Origin of the sequence: Mesorhizobium sp. ESP6-5, assembly GCF_020164695.1 — a bacterium.
Classification (GTDB): Bacteria; Pseudomonadota; Alphaproteobacteria; order Rhizobiales; family Rhizobiaceae; genus Mesorhizobium; species Mesorhizobium australicum.
Map to the genome: position 1 here is coordinate 79,918 of NZ_JAIUGR010000019.1, position 18,438 is coordinate 98,355.

14 protein-coding genes and 1 pseudogene are annotated in these 18,438 nt (G+C 63.6%); 12 read left to right on the forward strand and 3 right to left on the reverse strand.

What is annotated here, in order from left to right; translation table 11 throughout:
* Positions 1 to 168: 168 nt before the first annotated feature.
* The 3 genes from LB524_RS26590 (at position 169) to LB524_RS26600 (ending at position 2,932) form a co-directional block, all read left to right on the forward strand.
* Entirely contained in the window at positions 169 to 1,152 is a 984-nt protein-coding gene (locus tag LB524_RS26590; RefSeq protein WP_224531267.1) for an ABC transporter substrate-binding protein, read from the forward strand.
* Positions 1,153 to 1,247: 95 nt separating this feature from the next.
* The gene (locus LB524_RS26595) at positions 1,248 to 2,051 is read left to right on the forward strand and encodes an ABC transporter permease (RefSeq protein WP_140660837.1); all 804 of its coding nucleotides are present in this window, start codon (positions 1,248 to 1,250) and stop codon (positions 2,049 to 2,051) included.
* 122 nt (positions 2,052 to 2,173) lie between these two features.
* Positions 2,174 to 2,932 carry an ABC transporter ATP-binding protein gene (locus LB524_RS26600; protein WP_224531299.1) on the forward strand — a complete coding sequence of 253 codons (759 nt, stop codon included), beginning with the start codon at positions 2,174 to 2,176 and terminating at the stop codon, positions 2,930 to 2,932.
* Between the two features lie 110 nt (positions 2,933 to 3,042).
* Here the strand turns inward: LB524_RS26600 and LB524_RS26605 are convergent, their stop codons facing one another.
* Entirely contained in the window at positions 3,043 to 4,641 is a 1,599-nt protein-coding gene (locus tag LB524_RS26605) for a GMC family oxidoreductase (RefSeq protein ID WP_224531269.1), read from the reverse strand.
* A 382-nt stretch (positions 4,642 to 5,023) separates the two neighbouring features.
* Between LB524_RS26605 and LB524_RS26610 the strand changes: the two genes are divergently transcribed.
* Genes LB524_RS26610 through LB524_RS26630 form a run of 5 tightly spaced genes read left to right on the forward strand, consistent with a single transcriptional unit; the run spans position 5,024 to position 9,932 of the window.
* Positions 5,024 to 6,295: a flavin-containing monooxygenase gene (locus LB524_RS26610; RefSeq protein WP_224531300.1), complete on the forward strand. Its 1,272-nt coding sequence runs from the start codon at positions 5,024 to 5,026 to the stop codon at positions 6,293 to 6,295.
* A gap of 44 nt (positions 6,296 to 6,339) precedes the next feature.
* Positions 6,340 to 6,756, forward strand: a complete 417-nt coding sequence (locus LB524_RS26615; RefSeq protein ID WP_015316456.1) for a RidA family protein — start codon at positions 6,340 to 6,342, stop codon at positions 6,754 to 6,756.
* A 5-nt stretch (positions 6,757 to 6,761) separates the two neighbouring features.
* Positions 6,762 to 7,436 (forward strand): DUF1028 domain-containing protein, encoded by a 675-nt coding sequence (locus LB524_RS26620; RefSeq protein ID WP_140614607.1) that lies wholly within the window; start codon positions 6,762 to 6,764, stop codon positions 7,434 to 7,436.
* A 20-nt stretch (positions 7,437 to 7,456) separates the two neighbouring features.
* On the forward strand, positions 7,457 to 8,947 hold the full coding sequence (locus LB524_RS26625; protein WP_015316458.1) for an aldehyde dehydrogenase: 1,491 nt from the start codon (positions 7,457 to 7,459) through the stop codon (positions 8,945 to 8,947).
* Positions 8,948 to 8,996: 49 nt separating this feature from the next.
* A complete protein-coding gene (locus tag LB524_RS26630; protein WP_015316459.1) occupies positions 8,997 to 9,932 on the forward strand; it encodes a LysR family transcriptional regulator in 936 nt (311 codons plus the stop codon).
* A 15-nt stretch (positions 9,933 to 9,947) separates the two neighbouring features.
* Here the strand turns inward: LB524_RS26630 and argE are convergent, their stop codons facing one another.
* The gene (argE, locus tag LB524_RS26635) at positions 9,948 to 11,105 is read right to left on the reverse strand and encodes an acetylornithine deacetylase (RefSeq protein ID WP_224531301.1); all 1,158 of its coding nucleotides are present in this window, start codon (positions 11,103 to 11,105) and stop codon (positions 9,948 to 9,950) included.
* A 224-nt stretch (positions 11,106 to 11,329) separates the two neighbouring features.
* Between argE and LB524_RS26640 the strand changes: the two genes are divergently transcribed.
* Positions 11,330 to 13,399, forward strand: a complete 2,070-nt coding sequence (locus LB524_RS26640) for an FAD-dependent oxidoreductase (RefSeq protein WP_224531272.1) — start codon at positions 11,330 to 11,332, stop codon at positions 13,397 to 13,399.
* A gap of 171 nt (positions 13,400 to 13,570) precedes the next feature.
* A pseudogene (locus LB524_RS28945) lies at positions 13,571 to 13,663 on the forward strand (SDR family NAD(P)-dependent oxidoreductase); the annotation flags it as partial.
* A 56-nt stretch (positions 13,664 to 13,719) separates the two neighbouring features.
* Here the strand turns inward: LB524_RS28945 and LB524_RS26645 are convergent.
* Positions 13,720 to 15,042, reverse strand: coding sequence for an MFS transporter (locus tag LB524_RS26645; RefSeq protein WP_224531275.1), 1,323 nt, complete (start codon positions 15,040 to 15,042; stop codon positions 13,720 to 13,722).
* Positions 15,043 to 15,248: 206 nt separating this feature from the next.
* On the opposite strand from LB524_RS26645, the gene cyoA reads away from it, so the two are divergent.
* Together cyoA and cyoB are read left to right on the forward strand one after the other, a co-directional pair.
* Entirely contained in the window at positions 15,249 to 16,430 is a 1,182-nt protein-coding gene (gene cyoA / locus LB524_RS26650) for a ubiquinol oxidase subunit II (RefSeq protein WP_224531278.1), read from the forward strand.
* Positions 16,431 to 16,440: 10 nt separating this feature from the next.
* The gene (gene cyoB, locus LB524_RS26655) at positions 16,441 to 18,438 is read left to right on the forward strand and encodes a cytochrome o ubiquinol oxidase subunit I (protein ID WP_224531281.1); all 1,998 of its coding nucleotides are present in this window, start codon (positions 16,441 to 16,443) and stop codon (positions 18,436 to 18,438) included.

The window sequence follows — 18,438 nt, forward strand, 5'->3', positions numbered from 1 at the left end:
GAAAAAGACTTCTTTTTGCGATCCGGCCCGGATGCTCTGTTGCAAACCTTAGAACACGCAAGGCTCGCTGGGAGGCGACGCCCAAACAAGAGCGGCTGCCGAAACGCAACCGGCATAGGCCGCGAGAATGAGGCCGATGCCGGCAACAGCCATAGGGGAACCACGACAATGAAGACATTTCGAAACTGCCTGATGAGCGCGGTCGGCGCAGGCCTGCTGGGCCTGGGGCTTGCAGCTCCCGCCAATGCGGGCGCCATCCGTCTCGGCATGACGACCTGGGTAGGTTACGGGCCGCTGTTTCTTGCCCGCGACCTCGGTTACTTCAAGGAGGCCGGCGTCGACGTCGACCTGAAGGTCATAGAAGAATCAGCGCTTTACATGGCTGCGGTCGCCGGCGGCGATCTCGATGGCGCCGCCTCCACCGTAGACGAGCTGATGAAGTACCGCTCGGACGATCTCTGCTTCAAATACGTCCTTGCGCTCGACGACAGCCACGGCGGTGATGGCGTCGTCACGCAGCCCGATATCAAGTCGCTCAAGGATCTGAAGGGCCAGCAGGTGGCCTTGAACGAGGGCTCCGTTTCCGAATTCTGGTTCAACGTGCTCCTGAAAAAGGAAGGCATGACCGAGGATGACGTCACCATCACCAACATGACCGCCGATGACGCGGCGACTGCCTTCATCGCCGGCCAGGTTCCCGCCGCCGTGACATGGGAGCCGCACCTCACCGAAGTCCGCAAGGGCGGCAAGGGCAAGGTGCTGATCGATTCCACGACCACCCCTGGCTTGATCGTCGACGTGATCGCCCTCAAATGCGATCTGGTCGAAAAGCATCCCGAGGACGTAAAGGCCCTCGTTAAGGGCTATTACAAAGCGGTGGAATACATCAAGACCAATCCGGAAAAGGCCTATGAGATCATGGCCAAGGGCATTGGCGGTTATCTCGAAAAGCCCGAGGATTTCGCCGCCGGCGCCAAGGGCGTGCGCTATTACGATCGCGATCGCAACCTGGAATTCTTCGGTATGCCGGAAAAGAGCGAGGCGTCCGAGCTGGTGAATTTCGCGCAGGACATCTGGGGCAAGGCAGGCAAGCTCAAGATGACGATCGACGCGAAAACCATCCTCGATACCGACTTCATCAGGGAACAATGAGCCTTCGAGAAACCGGGGTCGGTCCGCTTGGGCCGACCCCGATTTCCCGACGGGCCGGAGCCTTCTCGCTTCAGAAAATCAACGGAGGCCATGCCATGGCACAGAGGCGGACGGCGTGGACACGCCTGACGACCCCATTCGCCAACATTCCCGCCAGCACGGCAACGACACTCGCGCTGGCGATGTGGGTGGTCGTGATCGGCGGCTGGGCGCTGCTGTCCTATGGCCGCGTCGTGCCGAACATGTTCCTGCCGACGCCCGGAACCGTGCTGCAGACGACCTATCGCATGTCCCAGGACGGCAGCCTTTTTTACCACACTTTCACCAGCGCCAAGGTGGTGATCCTGGGCTTCATCGTCTCCTCGCTGATCTCGGTGCCGCTGGGGCTGTGGATGGGGACCTATCGGGTGGTGCAGGCGCCGCTGGAGCCCTTGGTCAACTTCATCCGCTACCTCCCTGTGACCTCCTTCGTGCCCCTGTTCATCCTTTGGATCGGCATCGGTATCGAACAGCGCATAGCGGTCATCTTCTTCGGCACCTTCTTCCAGCAGCTCGTGATGATTTCGGACTGTGCGCGCAGCGTCTCCAGGGACCTGGTCAACGCCTCCTACACTTTGGGCACCAAGCGGAGCGAAGCGGTGTGGCACGTCATTTTCCCGGCCGCGCTTCCAGCCATCCTCGACACGCTTCGCGTCACCATGGGCTGGGCCTGGACCTATCTGGTCGTGGCCGAACTCGTCGCCGCGTCGAGCGGCCTCGGCTATATCAGCCTGAAGGCGATGCGAGGCTTCCAGGTCGATGTGATCTTCATGGCAATCGCCGCGATCGGGCTTCTGGGCCTTATCACCGACACGGCGTTCCGCATCATCCGGGCCAGGGTCGCGCCATGGGCATCCTGATCTTGAACGCAAGCTCGCAAACCGCAGTCGGATCAAGGGTAGCAATGAGCGAGACCATAAAGGCGAACGATCTGGCCGGCACGGCCGCGACGACCGGCGATCCGCGCTCGACCGGCACGACGATGGCCGTTGAGGACCTGACATTGCGTTACGGCGACGCCAACGGCGTGCTGGCGCTGGACGATGTGTCGCTGAAGGTGGCCAAGAACGAATTCTGCGTCATCGTCGGCCCTTCGGGATGCGGCAAATCGAGCCTGCTCTACCTTGCGGCCGGCCTCAACGACGCGACTTCAGGCAGCATCAAGGTCGATGGCAGGGAAGTGATCGAACCGGGTCCAGACAGAGGCATGGTGTTCCAGAGCTACACCTTGTTTCCCTGGCTCACCGTGCGCGCCAACATCGAGTATGGACCCAAGCGCAAGGGCCTGCCGGCGGGGCGGCGCAAGCAGATCGTCGACCAGTATCTCGACGAAGTCGGCCTCGCGCCGTTTGCCGACCACTACCCCGCCCAGCTTTCCGGCGGCATGAAGCAGCGCGTGGCGATCGCGCGCGCCCTTGCCAACGATCCGGCCGTTCTGTTGATGGATGAGCCGTTCGGCGCCCTCGACAGCCAGACGCGCGGCACCATGCAGAAACTGCTTTTGCGCGTCTGGGAGCGGCAGCAAAAGACGGTGCTGTTCGTTACTCACGATATAGACGAGGCGCTGGTCCTGGGCGATCGCGTCTTGGTGATGACGGCCCGGCCCGGCAAGATCAAGGCCGAGATCAAGGTCGACATCCCAAGGCCGCGTTCGATGGATGTGATCCTCGAACCCGAGTTCATCGCCCTCAAGCGCCGCATCCTCGGCCTCTTGCACGACGAGATCGATGAGGATCATTGAGAGCAATCTCGAGGAAACACAAAGGGTCGTCGGCAGGTCGGCGTTGCCAACGCTGAACTGCCTACGATGTTGAAAGGCGGAGCGGGTCCTTACCTTTCGCCGCGATACGCCTAGCCCAGGATCATCTCCGAGCACTTCTGTCCGATCATCATGCTTGGCGCGTTTGTGTTGCCGCCGATCAGCTTCGGCATGACTGACGCATCGGCGACCCGGAGACCGTCCACGCCTCGCACTTTCAGCGTCGCCGGATCAACGACCGCCATCGCGTCCGTCCCCATCTTGCAGGTTCCGACAGGGTGGTAGACGGTCAGAGCTTCGGCGCGCAGATAGGCCAGGATCTCGTCGTCGCTTCGAACATCCTTGCCGGGAAGCATCTCCTTGCCACGGATGTTATCGAACTCCGGCGCGGCGAGAATCCTGCGCGCGATCTTGATGCCTTCGACAAGCACCATGGCGTCGTCCTCGTCCGCGAAGAAGCGGTGGTCGATGAGAACGTCACGGCGAGAACTGTCCCGTGACAATCTGATCTCGCCAACGCTTTTCGGCCTGAGAACGCAGGTGTGAATGGCGTAGCCGTGGCCATATTCGATGAGCCTGCCGCGATGGCTGCGATAGCCCGGCACGAAGTGGAACTGAACATCGGGCAGGCCGTTCGCGTGCCTGGTTTTGGCAAAGCCACCGGCTTCGACATAGTTGGTGGTGAGGATTCCCTTGCGGCGCGCGAAATACTGGAAAGGCGCTGCCGCAATGCGGGGCAGGTTGGCAAACGACAGGCCGAGCGTCCTGGTGCTCCTGGAGCGCACGGTGACCATGCCGTCGACATGGTCCTGCAGGTTCTTGCCGACACCAGGCAGATCGAGAATCGGAGTGATGCCGATCTGCCGCAGCTCGTCCGCGGGGCCGATGCCGGATGCCATCAGGATCGTGGGCGAGTTGATGGCCCCGGCACAGAGCACGATCTCGCGGCTGGCCGCGAGTATTTTTTGCTCGCCGTCGTGGCGCACCCGCAGGCCGGTGGCACGCCTTTCGGCGACGACAAGGTCGACTACCTCGCATGCACTGAGCAGCGTCAGGTTCCCGCGCTGGAGCACCGGACGCATGAAGGCGGTAAAGCTGCTGAAGCGCTGGCCCCGGTTCTGGGTGACGTTGTAGATGCCGAGGCCGAACTGGCTCTCGGCATTGAAGTCTTCGTTGGCGGGCAGGCCGACATTTTCCCCGGCCTTGACGAACATGGCGGAAAGCACGTTCGGATCGCGCGGATTGTCGACCATGAGCTCGCCGTCCGTGCCGTGATAGCGTGGGTCCTGGGCGATGAGGTTGCGCTCCAGCTTCTTGAACACCGGCAGCACGTCGCTGTAAGCCCAGCCGGTGCAGCCGAGCCCGGCCCACTCGTCATAGTCCTGCGCGGCACCGCGAATATAGACCATCGAGTTGATCGAACTCGATCCGCCCAGCGCCTTGCCCCGGTTGACCGGAATGCGGCGGTTGTTGAGACGGGGCTGCGGCACGCCGACGAAACAATAGTCGTAGTTCGGGTTGCCATAGAGCGACAGAATGCCCGCCGGAATCCTTACCCGCAGGCTGTTGTCGCTGCCGCCTGCCTCTACCAGGCACACCCTGACCGCCGGATCGGTGCTCAGCCGATTGGCCACCACGCATCCGGCCGAACCGGCGCCGACGACAATGTAATCATAGCTCTCAGTCTTCATGCCAGCCCCTCGAGAATGCCGGCTCGTGGCATTGCCGAACGGACCGCTGCGAGGCTGCGTTCTGTTCCGCAACAATTCCGTGCCGACACGTGCCCGGCTTCGCGGCCAGCTCATGCGGCGCTGCGGATCCGGCCGCTGAAACTGTAGATGCGTCCATCGGCACGAGAAATTCGGAAATGGTTACGCGTGACTTCGGAGATTCGTTATGGGCGCCCACCGGCGCGTGCTGTTACTTGTGAGCGCCAATGGGGAGGCGACCGGATGGCGCACGGCCTGTCCGGAACACGGAGAAATGGATCTCCCGGGGCTGCGTTGCCGGCCGCCGGAAATCGGTTTCATCGCGTGCGGCGGGAGCTGTCGGATGGTCAGAAAAGGACTGGGCATGTCGGTTGAGACGATAGACACGCTTGTCGTCGGCGGCGGCCAGGCTGGGGTGGCCATGAGCGAGCACCTGGGCAAATGCGGGGTGCCGCATCTCGTTCTCGAACGCGGCCGCATCGCCGAGCGCTGGCGCTCGCAGCGGTGGGACTCCCTGGTTGCCAATGGCCCGGCCTGGCACGACCGCTTCCCGGGCATGGAATTTCCTGTGACAGGCCCCGATGGCTTTCCCTCCAAGGAAGAGGTCGCCGACTATTTTGTCGCTTACGCAAAGCAGATCAATGCGCCGGTCCGCTGCGGTGTCGAGGTCAGGCTTGTGCGAAGAAACATCGGGCGGCCCGGATTCCGTGTCGAGACGTCCGATGGCATGATCGAGGCCAACAGCGTTGTCGCGGCGACTGGCCCTTTCCAGGTCCCGGTCATCCCGCCCGTCGTTCCTGCCGATGCCGGCATCCTGCAAATCCACTCCAGCGCCTACCGCAATCCCGCGCAGTTGCCGAGAGGCGCGGTGCTGGTGGTCGGCGCGGGATCCTCGGGCGTCCAGATTGCGGACGAACTCCAGCGCGCTGGCAAACGCGTCTATCTCTCGGTAGGCGCGCACGACCGCCCGCCGCGCGCCTATCGCGGCCGCGACTTCTGCTGGTGGCTGGGCGTTCTCGGCAAATGGGACCTCGAAACTCCGGGACCCGGCACGGAGCATGTCACGATCGCGGTGAGCGGTGCGCGGGGCGGAGAAACGATCGATTTTCGCCGTCTGGCGGCGCAGGGGCTTACGCTCGTTGGCATGACGAGGGCGTACCAGGACGGTGCCATGACCTTCGCGCCCGATCTTGCCAAAAACATTGCCCGCGGTGATGCCAATCTGATGGCATTGCTGGACGAGGCCGACGCCTATGTCGCGCGCAACGGTCTCGACCTTCCCGAAGAACCCGCTGCCCGCCGGATCGGTCCTGACCCGGACTGCGTGACCAATCCGATCCTCGAGCTCGATCTGACCGAAGCCGGGATAAGTTCGATCATCTGGGCGACGGGCTTTGCCGTCGATTACAGCTGGCTGAAGGTCGATGCCTTTGACGAGCAGGGCCGGCCGAGGCATCAGCGCGGCGTCTCGACCGAGCCAGGGATCTATTTCCTGGGCCTCCCCTGGCAGTCGCGCAGGGGATCGAGCTTCATCTGGGGCGTGTGGCACGATGCCAAGCACGTGGCCGACCGTATTTCGACGCAGCGCAAATATCTCGCTTATCACGCCGCTAAGCGCGAGACCGTGGACGCCTGACCAAAGCTGGCGACGGCCGCGAGCCCGACCTGATGGAGATCAAGATGAAGCATACCCGAATTCGCACCTTCAATACGAAGGACACTTATCCCGAGCAGAAGCTCGACAACGATCTGTGCCAGGCGGTCGTCACACGGGGTGGCCGGACGATCTATCTGCGCGGGCAGTGCCCGCAGGATCTCGACACCGCCAAGAATATCGCCAGCCACGATCCGGTCGAGCAGACCCACAAGGTGATGCAGAACATCAAGCAGCTCATCGAGGAATGCGGCGGCACCATGGAGCATCTGGTGAAGGTGGTGGTCTACATCACCGATGTCCGCCATCGCGAAGCCGTCTACCGGACGATGGGCGAATACATCAAGGGCGTCTATCCGGTTTCGACCGGCCTTGTCGTGTCGGCCCTGGCAAGGCCGGAATGGCTGGTCGAGATCGACGGCACGGCCGTAATTCCGGACTGAGCGCCATGACCTTCTCCATCGTCGCACGGTGCCGGCGCACCGGCATGTTCGGAGTGGCGGTGTCCTCGTCATCCCCCGCGGTCGCGGCCCGCTGCGCCTATGCACAGGCCGGCGTCGGCGCCGTTGCCAGCCAGAATGTCACGGACCCGACGCTCGGGCCACGGGCGCTGGAGCTGATGGCGCGAGGCGCCTCCGCCGCCGAAGCCGTCGCGATCCTGAAGCGCACGGCTGCTTTCAGCGAATACCGGCAGGTCCTGGCGGTCGACAAGGCCGGCGGCAGCGCGATCCATTCGGGACCGAAAGCGCTTGGCATCTGGAGCGAGGCACGCGGCGAGGACGTCGCCTGCGGCGGCAACCTGCTTGCCAGCGATAGGGTTCCGAAAGCCATGGTGGACGCCTTTCTCGCCTCCGAGGGCGATCTCGGAGACCGGCTGATTGCCACCATGCGAGCCGCGCTCGAGGCCGGCGGCGAGGCGGGGCCTGTCCGCTCCGCCGGTATGAAACTGGTACGCGATGTGTCATGGCCGGTCGCCGACCTGCGTTGCGACTGGACCGAAGGGTGTCCGGTCGAGCAGCTGGCAATGCTGTGGGACATCTATAAGCCCCAGCTCGATGCTTATGTCACGCGCGCCCTCAACCCGTCCGGTGCGCCAAGCTACGGCGTTCCCGGTGATGAGTAGTTCGACAATCTGGAGCCAGCATGAGCGAACTCAGTCATAAGGATTGGATCAGCAAAGCCTCGGCTATCCGTTTTCGCGACAGGGCGTTCATCGACGGCAAGGCAATGCCCGCGCGTTCCGGCAGAACATTTACCAGCATCAATCCGGCCACCGGAGCAACGCTCGCTGAGGTGGCTTCCTGCGGCGAAGAGGACATCGACCTTGCCGTCGCCGCGGCACGTCGCAGTTTTGAGGCCGGCGTCTGGTCGAGAGCGACCCCTCAGCATCGCAAACGGGTGCTGCTGCGGCTGGCGGAATTGCTGCGCGAGAACCTGCAGGAGCTCGCGCTGCTGGAATCTCTTGATATGGGCAAGCTGGTCAAGGACGCAGCGACCGTCGACGTGCCGGGGTCGGCGGCGATCTTCCAGTGGTATGGCGAAGCGATAGACAAGGTCTATGACGAGGTGGCGCCGACGGCCCGAGGCGACCTTGCTTTGGTACGGCGCGAGCCGCTCGGGGTCGTGGGCGCCGTCGTGCCGTGGAACTTTCCGCTCGACATGGCGACCTGGAAATGCGCGCCCGCGCTGGCTGCGGGCAATTCGGTGGTGCTCAAACCCGCCGAGCAGTCGCCTTTCTCGGCGCTCAGGCTGGCCGAGCTTGCCATGGAGGCAGGGCTGCCCGCCGGCGTGCTCAATGTGGTGCCCGGCCTCGGCGAGACGGCCGGCCAGGCGCTTGGCCGTCATATGGACGTGGATTGCCTTGCCTTCACCGGATCGACCGCTGTCGGCAAGATGTTCCTGCAATATTCCGGCCAGTCGAACATGAAGCAGGTCTGGCTGGAGACCGGTGGCAAGAGCCCCAATCTGGTGTTCGCCGATTGCGGTGATCTGGACGCGGCAGCCGACATGGCCGCCTTCAGCATCTTCTTCAACCAGGGACAGGTATGCTCGGCCAACTCCCGGCTTCTGGTGGAGCGCGGCATCAAGGATACGCTCGTCGAGAAACTGGCGCAGCGCGCGACGGCGACCCAGCCCGGCGATCCGCTCGACCCTGCATCCAGGATGGGTGCGATGGTGGACGCGCGCCACGCCGCGACCGTCATGCGTTTCGTCGATGGCGGCAAGAAGTCGGCACGGCTAGTGACCGGCGGCGACCGGGTTACCGTCGACGGGCGCGGCAGTTTTGTGCAGCCCACGATCTTCGACGACGTCTCGCCCGACGACCCGCTTGCGCGCGACGAGATATTCGGTCCGGTCCTGTCGGTGATCGCCTTCGACACCGAAGACGAGGCGCTTCGCATCGCCAACGACAGCGTCTACGGCCTGGCCGCATCTCTGTGGACCGACAGCCTGTCGCGGGCGCATCGTCTCGCGGAAGGGCTGCGCGTCGGCACGGTTTCCGTGAACACCGTCGACGCGCTGAGCCCGATGACTCCCTTCGGCGGTTTCAAGCAGTCCGGCTTCGGGCGCGACCTGTCGCTGCACGCGCTCGACAAGTACACCGCGCTGAAGACTACCTGGATAAAATATTGAGAAGCTGCCGCGACTTGATCGCCGGCTGCAAACCGGCAACATAGCCACCATGCCGCTTCGCTTCACGCTGAGACAACTCGAATATTTCGTCGCCGTTGGCGAAGCGGGTTCGATCGCCAAGGCGGCCGAGCAGGTGAATGTCTCGCCGCCATCGATCTCGGCGTCGATCGCTCAGCTCGAAGCCGAGTTCGGCGTGCAGCTTTTCGTGCGCAAGCATTCGCACGCGCTGGCGCTGACGGCGGGCGGGCGCCTGTTCCTCAAGGAAGCAGCGCGTCTGCTTAACGACGCGGATGCGCTGCACGACATTGCCGGGGATATCGCCGAAAAGGTGCGCGGACCGCTGGCGATCGGCTGCCTGCTCACTTTCGCCCAGATCGTGCTGCCGGCACTGCGCAAGAAATTCGAGGACGCCTATCCCGATGTGCGGGTCAGGCAATTCGAGCGCAACCAGGGGCAATTGTTCGAGATGCTCCAACGTGGCGAAATAGACGCCGCGCTGACCTACGATCTGGAGCTGTCGCAAGACATGACTTTCGAGCCGCTGATGCAGTTGCCGGCCTATGTCATGCTGCCGGCCGCGCATCGCCTGGCGGCGAAGGCAGGTATCACGCCCGAGGAACTGGTCGATGAGCCGATGGTGCTGCTTGACCTGCCCTACAGCAGAGAATATTTCCTGTCGGCTTTCCAGCCCAGGGGCCTGCGGCCCAAGATCGTCGAGCGTACCGGCGACATCGCCGTGATGCGCTCGATGGTCGCCAACGGCTTCGGCTACGGCATCGCCAATATGCGGCCGCTCAACACCATGTCGCCGGACGGCAAATTGCTGGTCTTTGTGCCTTTGTTGGGCGACCTCAGGCCGCTGACCATAGGGATTGCCCTGCCGAACGCCGAGCATCGCACGCTGACGGTGCAGGCCTTCATCGACCACTGTCGCCGCTTCGTCGTCGAGCAGGGCGTCTTCGGTACCGAGCGCATCGTGAAGTGAGACCTGCCATGCGGCTCACGGCCAGCCGTCCGTGAGCCGTTCCAGCAATCTGTCCAGCATCGCGTCGCAACGACGCAGCTGTTCGACGCTGACAAATTCGTCGGGCTTGTGGCCCTGCGCCATGGAGCCCGGCCCGCAGACGACTACAGGCGTGCCGAGATCGCGGCTGAACAATCCGCCCTCCGTGCCGAACGCGACTTTCATCGTGTCGTTGGCACCGGTCAGCGACTTGACGAAAGCCACCGCCTCCGATGCGGCCGGCGTGTCGAGGCCCGGATAGGTGTTGGTGATCTCGATGTCGATCGCTGCCTCTGCCGCGATCGAAGCGGCGTCCCCGGCAATGCGCACCGCGGCGGCGCGCAGCCTGTCGAGAATGCTGGCGGCATCGTCGGCGGCAATGTTGCGGATCTCGAAATCGACGTGGCAGAGGTTGGGCACGATGTTGAGCGCGACGCCGGCATTGATCTTGCCGACATGAACCGTCGTGTAGGGAATGTCGTAGTCGCCGTCGCGGGCGCCGTCGCGGGCCAGCCGTTCCTGTTCGTCACGCAAGGCGCGCACGAAATCGCACCCAAGGTGGATCGCGTTGAGCGCCAGCGGGGCGAGCGCCGAATGGCCTTCGCGTCCCCTGCAGACGGCGCGAGCGGCAAGCTTGCCCTTGTGCCCGGTCGCCACCTGCATGTTGGTCGGCTCCCCGACGATGCACAGCAGCGGGCGCTGCGGCGCCGCACTCAGCATTTCGATCAGGTCGCGCACGCCCAGGCAGCCGACTTCCTCGTCACAGGAGAGCGCCAGATGCAACGGCGTCCGAAGCGCCATCCTGGAGGCCTTGATGCAGGTCGCGAGCGCAGAGGCCACAAAACCCTTCATATCCGCCGCGCCGCGCCCATAAAGCTTGCCGTCACGCTCGGTCATTTCGAAGGGAGGCAGCGTCCAGTTCTGGCCGTCCACGGGAACGACGTCGGTGTGGCCGGACAGCATGACACCGGGTCTGCCTGCCGGGCCAATGGTGGCAAAGAGGTTGGCCTTGTGCCTGTCCGCGCCGTGGACGATCTGGCAGGCAACGCCGCTCGCTTCGAGCAAGTCGGCCGCATAGCCGATCAAGTCGAGGTTCGAGTCGCGGCTCACCGTGGGGAATGCGATCAGCCGTTCGAGAATCCTGATGCTGTCCATTTTCTGTCTCTCGGTCGGGTTCTGGCTGTCTAGCATCATGCCGCCGATGCTCTGAAGTCGCATTTCGCTCAGCCCCGGTTCAACGCAGACTAATTCGCGCCGGCGCGCGCGATTAGGCGCGTCCTAATCGGCACAGAAGAAATCCGTAGTTTTCCCGCGCCGGCTCGAACTTATGAGTAGTCTCGGCAGCACCGGCGGTGCCGAGCCGGCAGGGAGGAAGCTACATGCGCGACCCACGCTACGACATCCTGTTCGAGCCGATGAAGATAGGTCCGGTGACGGCCAAGAACCGCTTCTATCAGGTTCCGCACTGCAATGGCGGTGGCTATCGCGATCCATCGGCGGCGGCAGAGATGCGCCGCATCAAGTCGGAAGGCGGCTGGGGCGTGATCTTCACCGAGCAGACGGAGATGCACCATACCTCCGAGATCACGCCCTTCATCGAACTGCGGCTATGGGATGACGCCGACATTCCGGCTTTGGCCAAGATGGCCGAGGCCATGCACGAGCACGGGGCGCTGGCTGGCATCCAGCTCGCCTATTCCGGGATCAACGGTCCCAACCTCTACACCAAGGAGGTGCCGCGCGGGCCGTCGGCCCTGCCGATCCGCACCTTCACCAATGATCCGGTGCAGGCGCGCGCCATGGACAGAGAGGATATACGCGACCTGCGCCGCTGGCACCGCAATGCCTTCAAACGCGCCAAGCAGGCGGGTTTCGACCTGGTGTGCCTCTATGGCGCGCATGGCTTCGGCATCATCCAGCATTTCCTGTCGACGGCCACCAACCAGCGCGGCGACGAATATGGCGGCTCGCTGGAAAACCGTTCGCGGCTGATGCGCGAGCTGATCGGGGAAGGGCGCGACGCGATCGGCGACACGTGCGGCCTGACGCTCAGGCTGTCGCTGGACGAGATGATCGGTGAACACGGCTTCGCCAATTCGGAGGTCCGCGACATGATCGAGATGCATGCCGAACTGCCCGATCTTTGGGATCTCGCGCACGGCGCCTGGGAGGATTGCTCGGGTCCGTCACGCTTCAAGGACGAGGCGGCGCAGGAAAGCCTGGTATCGGGCATCAAGAAGCTGACCTCGAAGCCGGTCGTCGGCGTCGGCCGCTTCACTTCGCCCGACGTGATGGTCAGGATGATCAGGTCGGGCACGCTCGACTTCATCGGCTGCGCGCGCCCGTCGATCGCCGATCCCTTCCTGCCGAGGAAGGTCGAGGAGGGGCGTATCGAGGACATCCGCGAATGCATTGGCTGCAACATCTGCATCACCGGCGACATGACCATGTCGATCTCGCGCTGCACGCAGAACCCGACCTTCATGGAGGAATGGCGCAAAGGCTGGCATCCTGAGCGCATGCAGGCGAAAGGCGACAGCGACAGCGTCCTGATCGTCGGCGCCGGGCCTGCCGGACTGGAGGCCGCGCGTGCGCTCGGCCTGCGCGGCTATAAAGTGGCCATCGCGGAAGCGGGCACTGAGCTTGGCGGACGCGTGGCGCGCGAAAGCAAACTTCCAGGCCTGTCGGCCTGGGGCAGGGTGCGCGACTATCGGCAGTATCAGCTCAGCCAGATGCCCGATGTCGACATCTATTTCGAAAGCCGGCTGTCGGCCGGTGACATCCTCTCGTTCGGCTTCCAGAACGTCGCCATTGCCACCGGATCGACTTGGCGCCGCGACGGCGTCGCTCGTGCCCATGTCGTGCCGATGCCGATCGACGCCGCGATGCCGGTCTACTCACCCGACGATCTGATGGCCGGCAAGGTTCCGGCCGGCAAGGTCGTGCTGTTCGACGACGACCACTATTACATGGGCGGCGTTCTCGCCGAGCTGATGGCGCTTCGGGGAACGAAGGTGACCCTGGTGACGCCATCGGCTTATGTCTCGGACTGGACCCGCAACACGCTGGAGCAAGGGGCCATTCACCGCCGCCTGGCTGAACTCGGCGTCGATATCGTCCTCAACAGGACCGTCACGAGTGTCGCTTCAGGTGGCGTCGTGACGGCCTGCGTCTACACCGGCGCGAAACAGGATCTGACGGCCGATGCCGTCGTCCTGGTCACGTCACGCAATCAGGACGAGGCCGTTTGGCGCGAGCTCAAGGCGCGGGAAAACGAGTGGGCCGACAACGGCATCCGTTCGGTCAAGGTCATTGGCGACGCCGAAGCACCGGGGCCGATCGCCTGGGCAACCTATGCCGGCCACCGCTTCGCCCGGGAGCTGGACGAACCTGACATCGGCGACGCATTGCCATTTCGGCGGGAAGTCGCCGCACTGGCGGCGGAATAGAACGCCGGGACGCGGCAGATCAGATCGCCCGCCCTTCCTGGTCGAAGAAGTGCAGATGCCCGGGTTCGGCCCGCAGGCCGACCTCGGCGCCGGTTTCGGGCGGCAGGTCTGGCCACTGTCCAGCTCGACATGGAGGAGCGTGACGGCGCCGGTGTATTCGGCGAGCCTTACCTTGCCGCAGCGATCCTGTTCCTCTGCTCCGACGCCGCGAGCTTCGTCTACGGCGCGGCGCTCGACGGGGATCGCGGCTCGATGTTCCGCTGACCGGGAGGGCAGCGGCTCCGGCGACGCTCGCTGACCCTTCCGGCCATTTATAGAGTTTAGTCGGTCGGACGGTCCGCGACCGAACGCCGCCCGTCGATCCACAAGGCAAGCAAGGTGCAGGCCGCGCCCGAGAGCAGGTAGGCGCCCGCCGCGATGAGGCCGAAATTGCCGGCCAAAAGCAGGGCTGCGAGCGGCGCGAAGCCGGCGCCGAACATCCATGCGAGATCCGAGGTTATCGCCGAGCCGGTATAGCGATAGTGTCGCGAAAAGCTCGATGCGACGACGCCCGACGATTGCCCGAAACTCAGCCCCAGCAGGATGAAGCCCAGCACCATGAACACGGCCTCCCCAACGGTGCCGCCATCCAGAAGCTGCGGGGCAAAGCCGCTGAACGTCGCGATGGCGATCGCCGAACCGCCGAGCAGCGCACGGCGTCCGACACGATCGGCCAGTGGCCCCGATGCGACGATGGCCGCGATGCCGAACAGAGCGCTCACCGCCTCGATCGTCAGGAAGCGCGCCGGCCCCTCATTGGTGAACAGGAACACCCAGGAGAGCGGAAACACCGTCACCATGTGGAACAGGGCGAAACTCGCCAGCGGCGCGAAGGCGCCGATGACGACGTTGCGGCCTTCGGCCCTGATCGTATCCCTGATGCGCGTCGGCTGCAGGTCGCCGCTCTCGTACAATCTTGAAAATTCGGGCGTCACCACAATGCGCAGCCTGGCAAACAGGGCCACGACATTGATGGCGAAGGCGACGAAGAAAGGATAGCGCCAGCCCCAGGCAAGGAAGTCGTCGGCCGACAGGTTGGCGACGAAGAAAGCGAAGAGGGAACTCGCCACGATGAGGCCGATCGGCGCGCCGAGTTGCGGGATCATGGCGTAGAAGCCACGCCGGTTCTGAGGCGCGTTCAGCGCCAGCAGCGAGGGAAGTCCGTCCCAGGTTCCGCCGAGCGCCACGCCTTGCCCGATGCGGGCCAGCGCCAGAAGCCAGATCGCAAGCGGGCCGATATCGCCATGGGCGGGAAGGAACGCGATGGCGACGGTCGAGGTGCCGAGCAGGAACAGCGCGATCGTCAATTTCGCCCCGCGGCCATAGGCGCGATCGACGGCCATGAACAGAACCGAGCCGAACGGACGGGCGATGAAGGCCAGCGCGAAGATGGCGAAGGAGTAGAGCGTTCCGACGAGCGGATCGTGCGTCGGAAACACCAGCTTTGGGAACACGATGACGGACGCGATCGCATAGACGAAGAAGTCGAAGAATTCCGACGTCCTGCCCACGATCACGCCGACCGCGATATCGCCCGCGCTGACCTGGCCGTGGTCCGAGCCGATCAGCCCGCTGTTTGTTTCGGCAGTCGAAGTCTGAGCCATCTTGTCCGTCGCCACCGCGTGGAATGAAATATCTGGGACCCAATCACAGGGATTCCATTGTGCGCTGCACACTGTGCCAGACCCACCCCGGCTGGGCATTGGACAAATTGTCCAATGTCAGCGCGCCGCCGCCGGCAGTAGCCCTTTGTTGATACCGCACCGCAACATCCCTCCACGTTGCGGCGGTCCATCGAGGGCAGCATCTGATGAAACGATTTGGGGCCTTGCTTCTGTTTCCCCTGACCGGGCTGTTGAGCGGCTGCGATATGGTCGTGCTCGCGCCGGCAGGCGATGTCGCGGCCCAGCAGCGCGACCTGCTGGTGGTCTCGACCTTGCTGATGCTGATCATCATCGTGCCGGTCATGGCGCTGACTGTCTTTTTCGCCTGGCGCTACCGGCACTCCAATGCCTCGGCGACCTATGCACCGGATTGGGATCATTCGACGAAACTGGAACTGGTGATCTGGGCAGCACCGCTTCTCATCATCATATGCCTTGGCGCGCTGACCTGGCTCGGCACGCATTTGCTCGACCCGTACCGCCGGATCGACAGGATCGAACCCGGCCAGCCCGTCACCCAGTTGAACAAGCCGCTCAGGGTCGAGGTCGTGGCGCTCGACTGGAAATGGCTGTTCATCTATCCCGATTACGGCATCGCTGCCGTCAACGAGCTGGCGGCGCCGGTCAACCAGCCGATCGACTTCCGCATCACCTCCTCGGCGGTGATGAATTCCTTCTACATTCCAGCCCTCGCCGGGCAGATCTATGCCATGCCGGGCATGGAGACGAAGCTGCACGCCGTCATCAACCGGCCGGGCACCTATAGCGGTTTCTCCGCCAATTATAGCGGCGCCGGCTTTTCGGGCATGCGCTTTGCCTTCCACGGCCTATCCGATGATGCCTTCAGCCAGTGGGTGGCACAGGCCAGGACCGCATCCGCGGCTCTCAACCGCGACAGTTATCTCGAACTCGAAAAGCCGAGCGAGAACGAACCCGTCCGCCACTACGCCTCCGTCGATCCCGACCTCTATGGTGCCATCCTCAATCTGTGCGTCGAGCGCGGCAAGATGTGCATGGACGAGATGATGTCGATCGACGCCAAGGGCGGTCTCGGCCTTGCGGGTGTGCGCAACACCTTGCCGCTGCAATATGACAAGCTCGCGCGGCGCGGCGCGGTGTTCGGAAACGATCCCTCCTATGTCGCCAGCATCTGCACGGTGGAGGAGGCCGCTGCCGTCTCGCGCGCGTCGCGCGATGCCCGGCCGACCTATTGGCCGGCGAAGAACCTGTCCCCGCTGCGCGGGGCGGGACTGCTCCGGCCCCGGACAGACAGCCGCAGCGCGGCGGCCGATACGCCGGCCCTCGGCCTGCTGCGGCGCGAATTGTGAGAGACTTGCGATGCCCTATACGCTGACCAAATTCATTTTCGGCCGCCTCAACTGGGACTCGCTGCCGCTGCATGAGCCGATCGTTGTCGCCACCTTCGCCGCGGTGGCACTCGGCGGCATCGCGCTTCTCGGCGTCATCACCTATTTCAAGCTGTGGGGCTACCTGTGGCGTGAATGGTTCACCAGCGTCGACCACAAGAAGATCGGCATCATGTACATGGTGCTGGGGCTGGTCATGCTGCTGCGCGGCTTCTCGGACGCCATCATGATGCGCCTCCAGCAGGCCATCGCCTTCAATGGCTCCGAGGGCTACCTGAACTCACATCACTACGACCAGATCTTCACCGCCCATGGCGTCATCATGATCTTCTTCGTGGCGATGCCCTTCGTAACCGGGTTGATGAATTTCGTCGTGCCGCTGCAGATCGGCGCCCGCGACGTCTCCTTTCCGTTCCTCAACAATTTCTCCTTCTGGATGACGGTCGGCGGCGCCATCCTCGTCATGGCCTCGCTGTTCGTCGGCGAATTCGCCCGCACCGGCTGGCTCGCCTATCCGCCGCTTTCCGGCATCGGCTACAGTCCCGACGTCGGCGTCGACTATTATATCTGGGCGCTGCAGGTGGCGGGTGTCGGCACGACGCTGTCGGGCATCAACCTGATCTGCACCATCATCAAGATGCGCGCGCCCGGCATGACGATGATGCGCATGCCCGTCTTCACCTGGACGTCGCTCTGCACCAACGTGCTGATCGTCGCCTCCTTCCCGGTGCTGACGGCGGTGCTCTCGCTGCTGGCGCTCGACCGCTATGTCGGCACCAACTTCTTCACCAATGACTTCGGCGGCAATCCGATGATGTATGTCAACCTCATCTGGATATGGGGTCACCCGGAAGTCTACATCCTCATCCTGCCGCTGTTCGGCGTCTTTTCCGAAGTCACCTCGACCTTCTCCGGCAAGCGCCTGTTCGGCTACACGTCGATGGTCTACGCCACGGTGGTCATCACCATCCTGTCCTATCTCGTCTGGCTGCACCACTTCTTCACCATGGGCTCCGGCGCCAGCGTCAATTCCTTCTTCGGCATTACGACGATGATCATCTCGATCCCGACGGGAGCGAAGATCTTCAACTGGCTGTTCACAATGTACCGGGGCCGCATCCGCTTCGAACTGCCGATGATGTGGACGGTGGCCTTCATGCTCACCTTCACCGTCGGCGGCATGACCGGCGTGCTGCTTGCCGTGCCGCCGGCGGATTTCGTGCTGCACAACAGCCTGTTCCTGATCGCGCACTTCCATAACGTCATCGTCGGCGGCGTGCTGTTCGGGCTGTTCGCCGGCATTGCCTACTGGTGGCCCAAGGCCTTCGGATTCAAGCTCGACCCGTTCTGGGGCAAGGTCTCGTTCTGGTGCTGGGTGGTCGGCTTCTGGTTCGCCTTCATGCCGCTCTACGTGCTCGGCCTGATGGGCGTGACACGCCGCATGCGCGTGTTCGATGATCCCTCCCTGCAGATATGGTTCGTCATCGCCGCCTTCGGCGCGGTGCTGATCGCCTGCGGCATCGCCGCCTTCCTGATCCAGATCTTCGTCTCCATCCGCAGGCGCGAGGCGCTTGCCGATCCGACCGGCGATCCATGGGACGGCCGCACGCTCGAATGGTCGACCTCCTCGCCGCCGCCTGCCTACAATTTCGCCTTCACACCTGTCATTCGCGACAACGATGCCTGGTTTGACATGAAGCAGGCCGGCTACACCAGGCCGCTCGCCGGCTTCAAGCCGATCCACATGCCCAGCAATACCGGCACCGGTGTCTTCCTGGCCGCCTTCAGCGTCGCGCTCGGCTTCGCCCTGATCTGGTACATCTGGTGGCTGGCGGCGCTGAGCTTCGTTTGCCTCATCGCCACCGCGATCGGCCACACCTTCAACTATCACCGCGACTTCCACATTCCGGCAGCCGAAGTCACTCGGACGGAAGAGGCGAGGACGACGCTCCTCGGGGCTGGGGTTTGA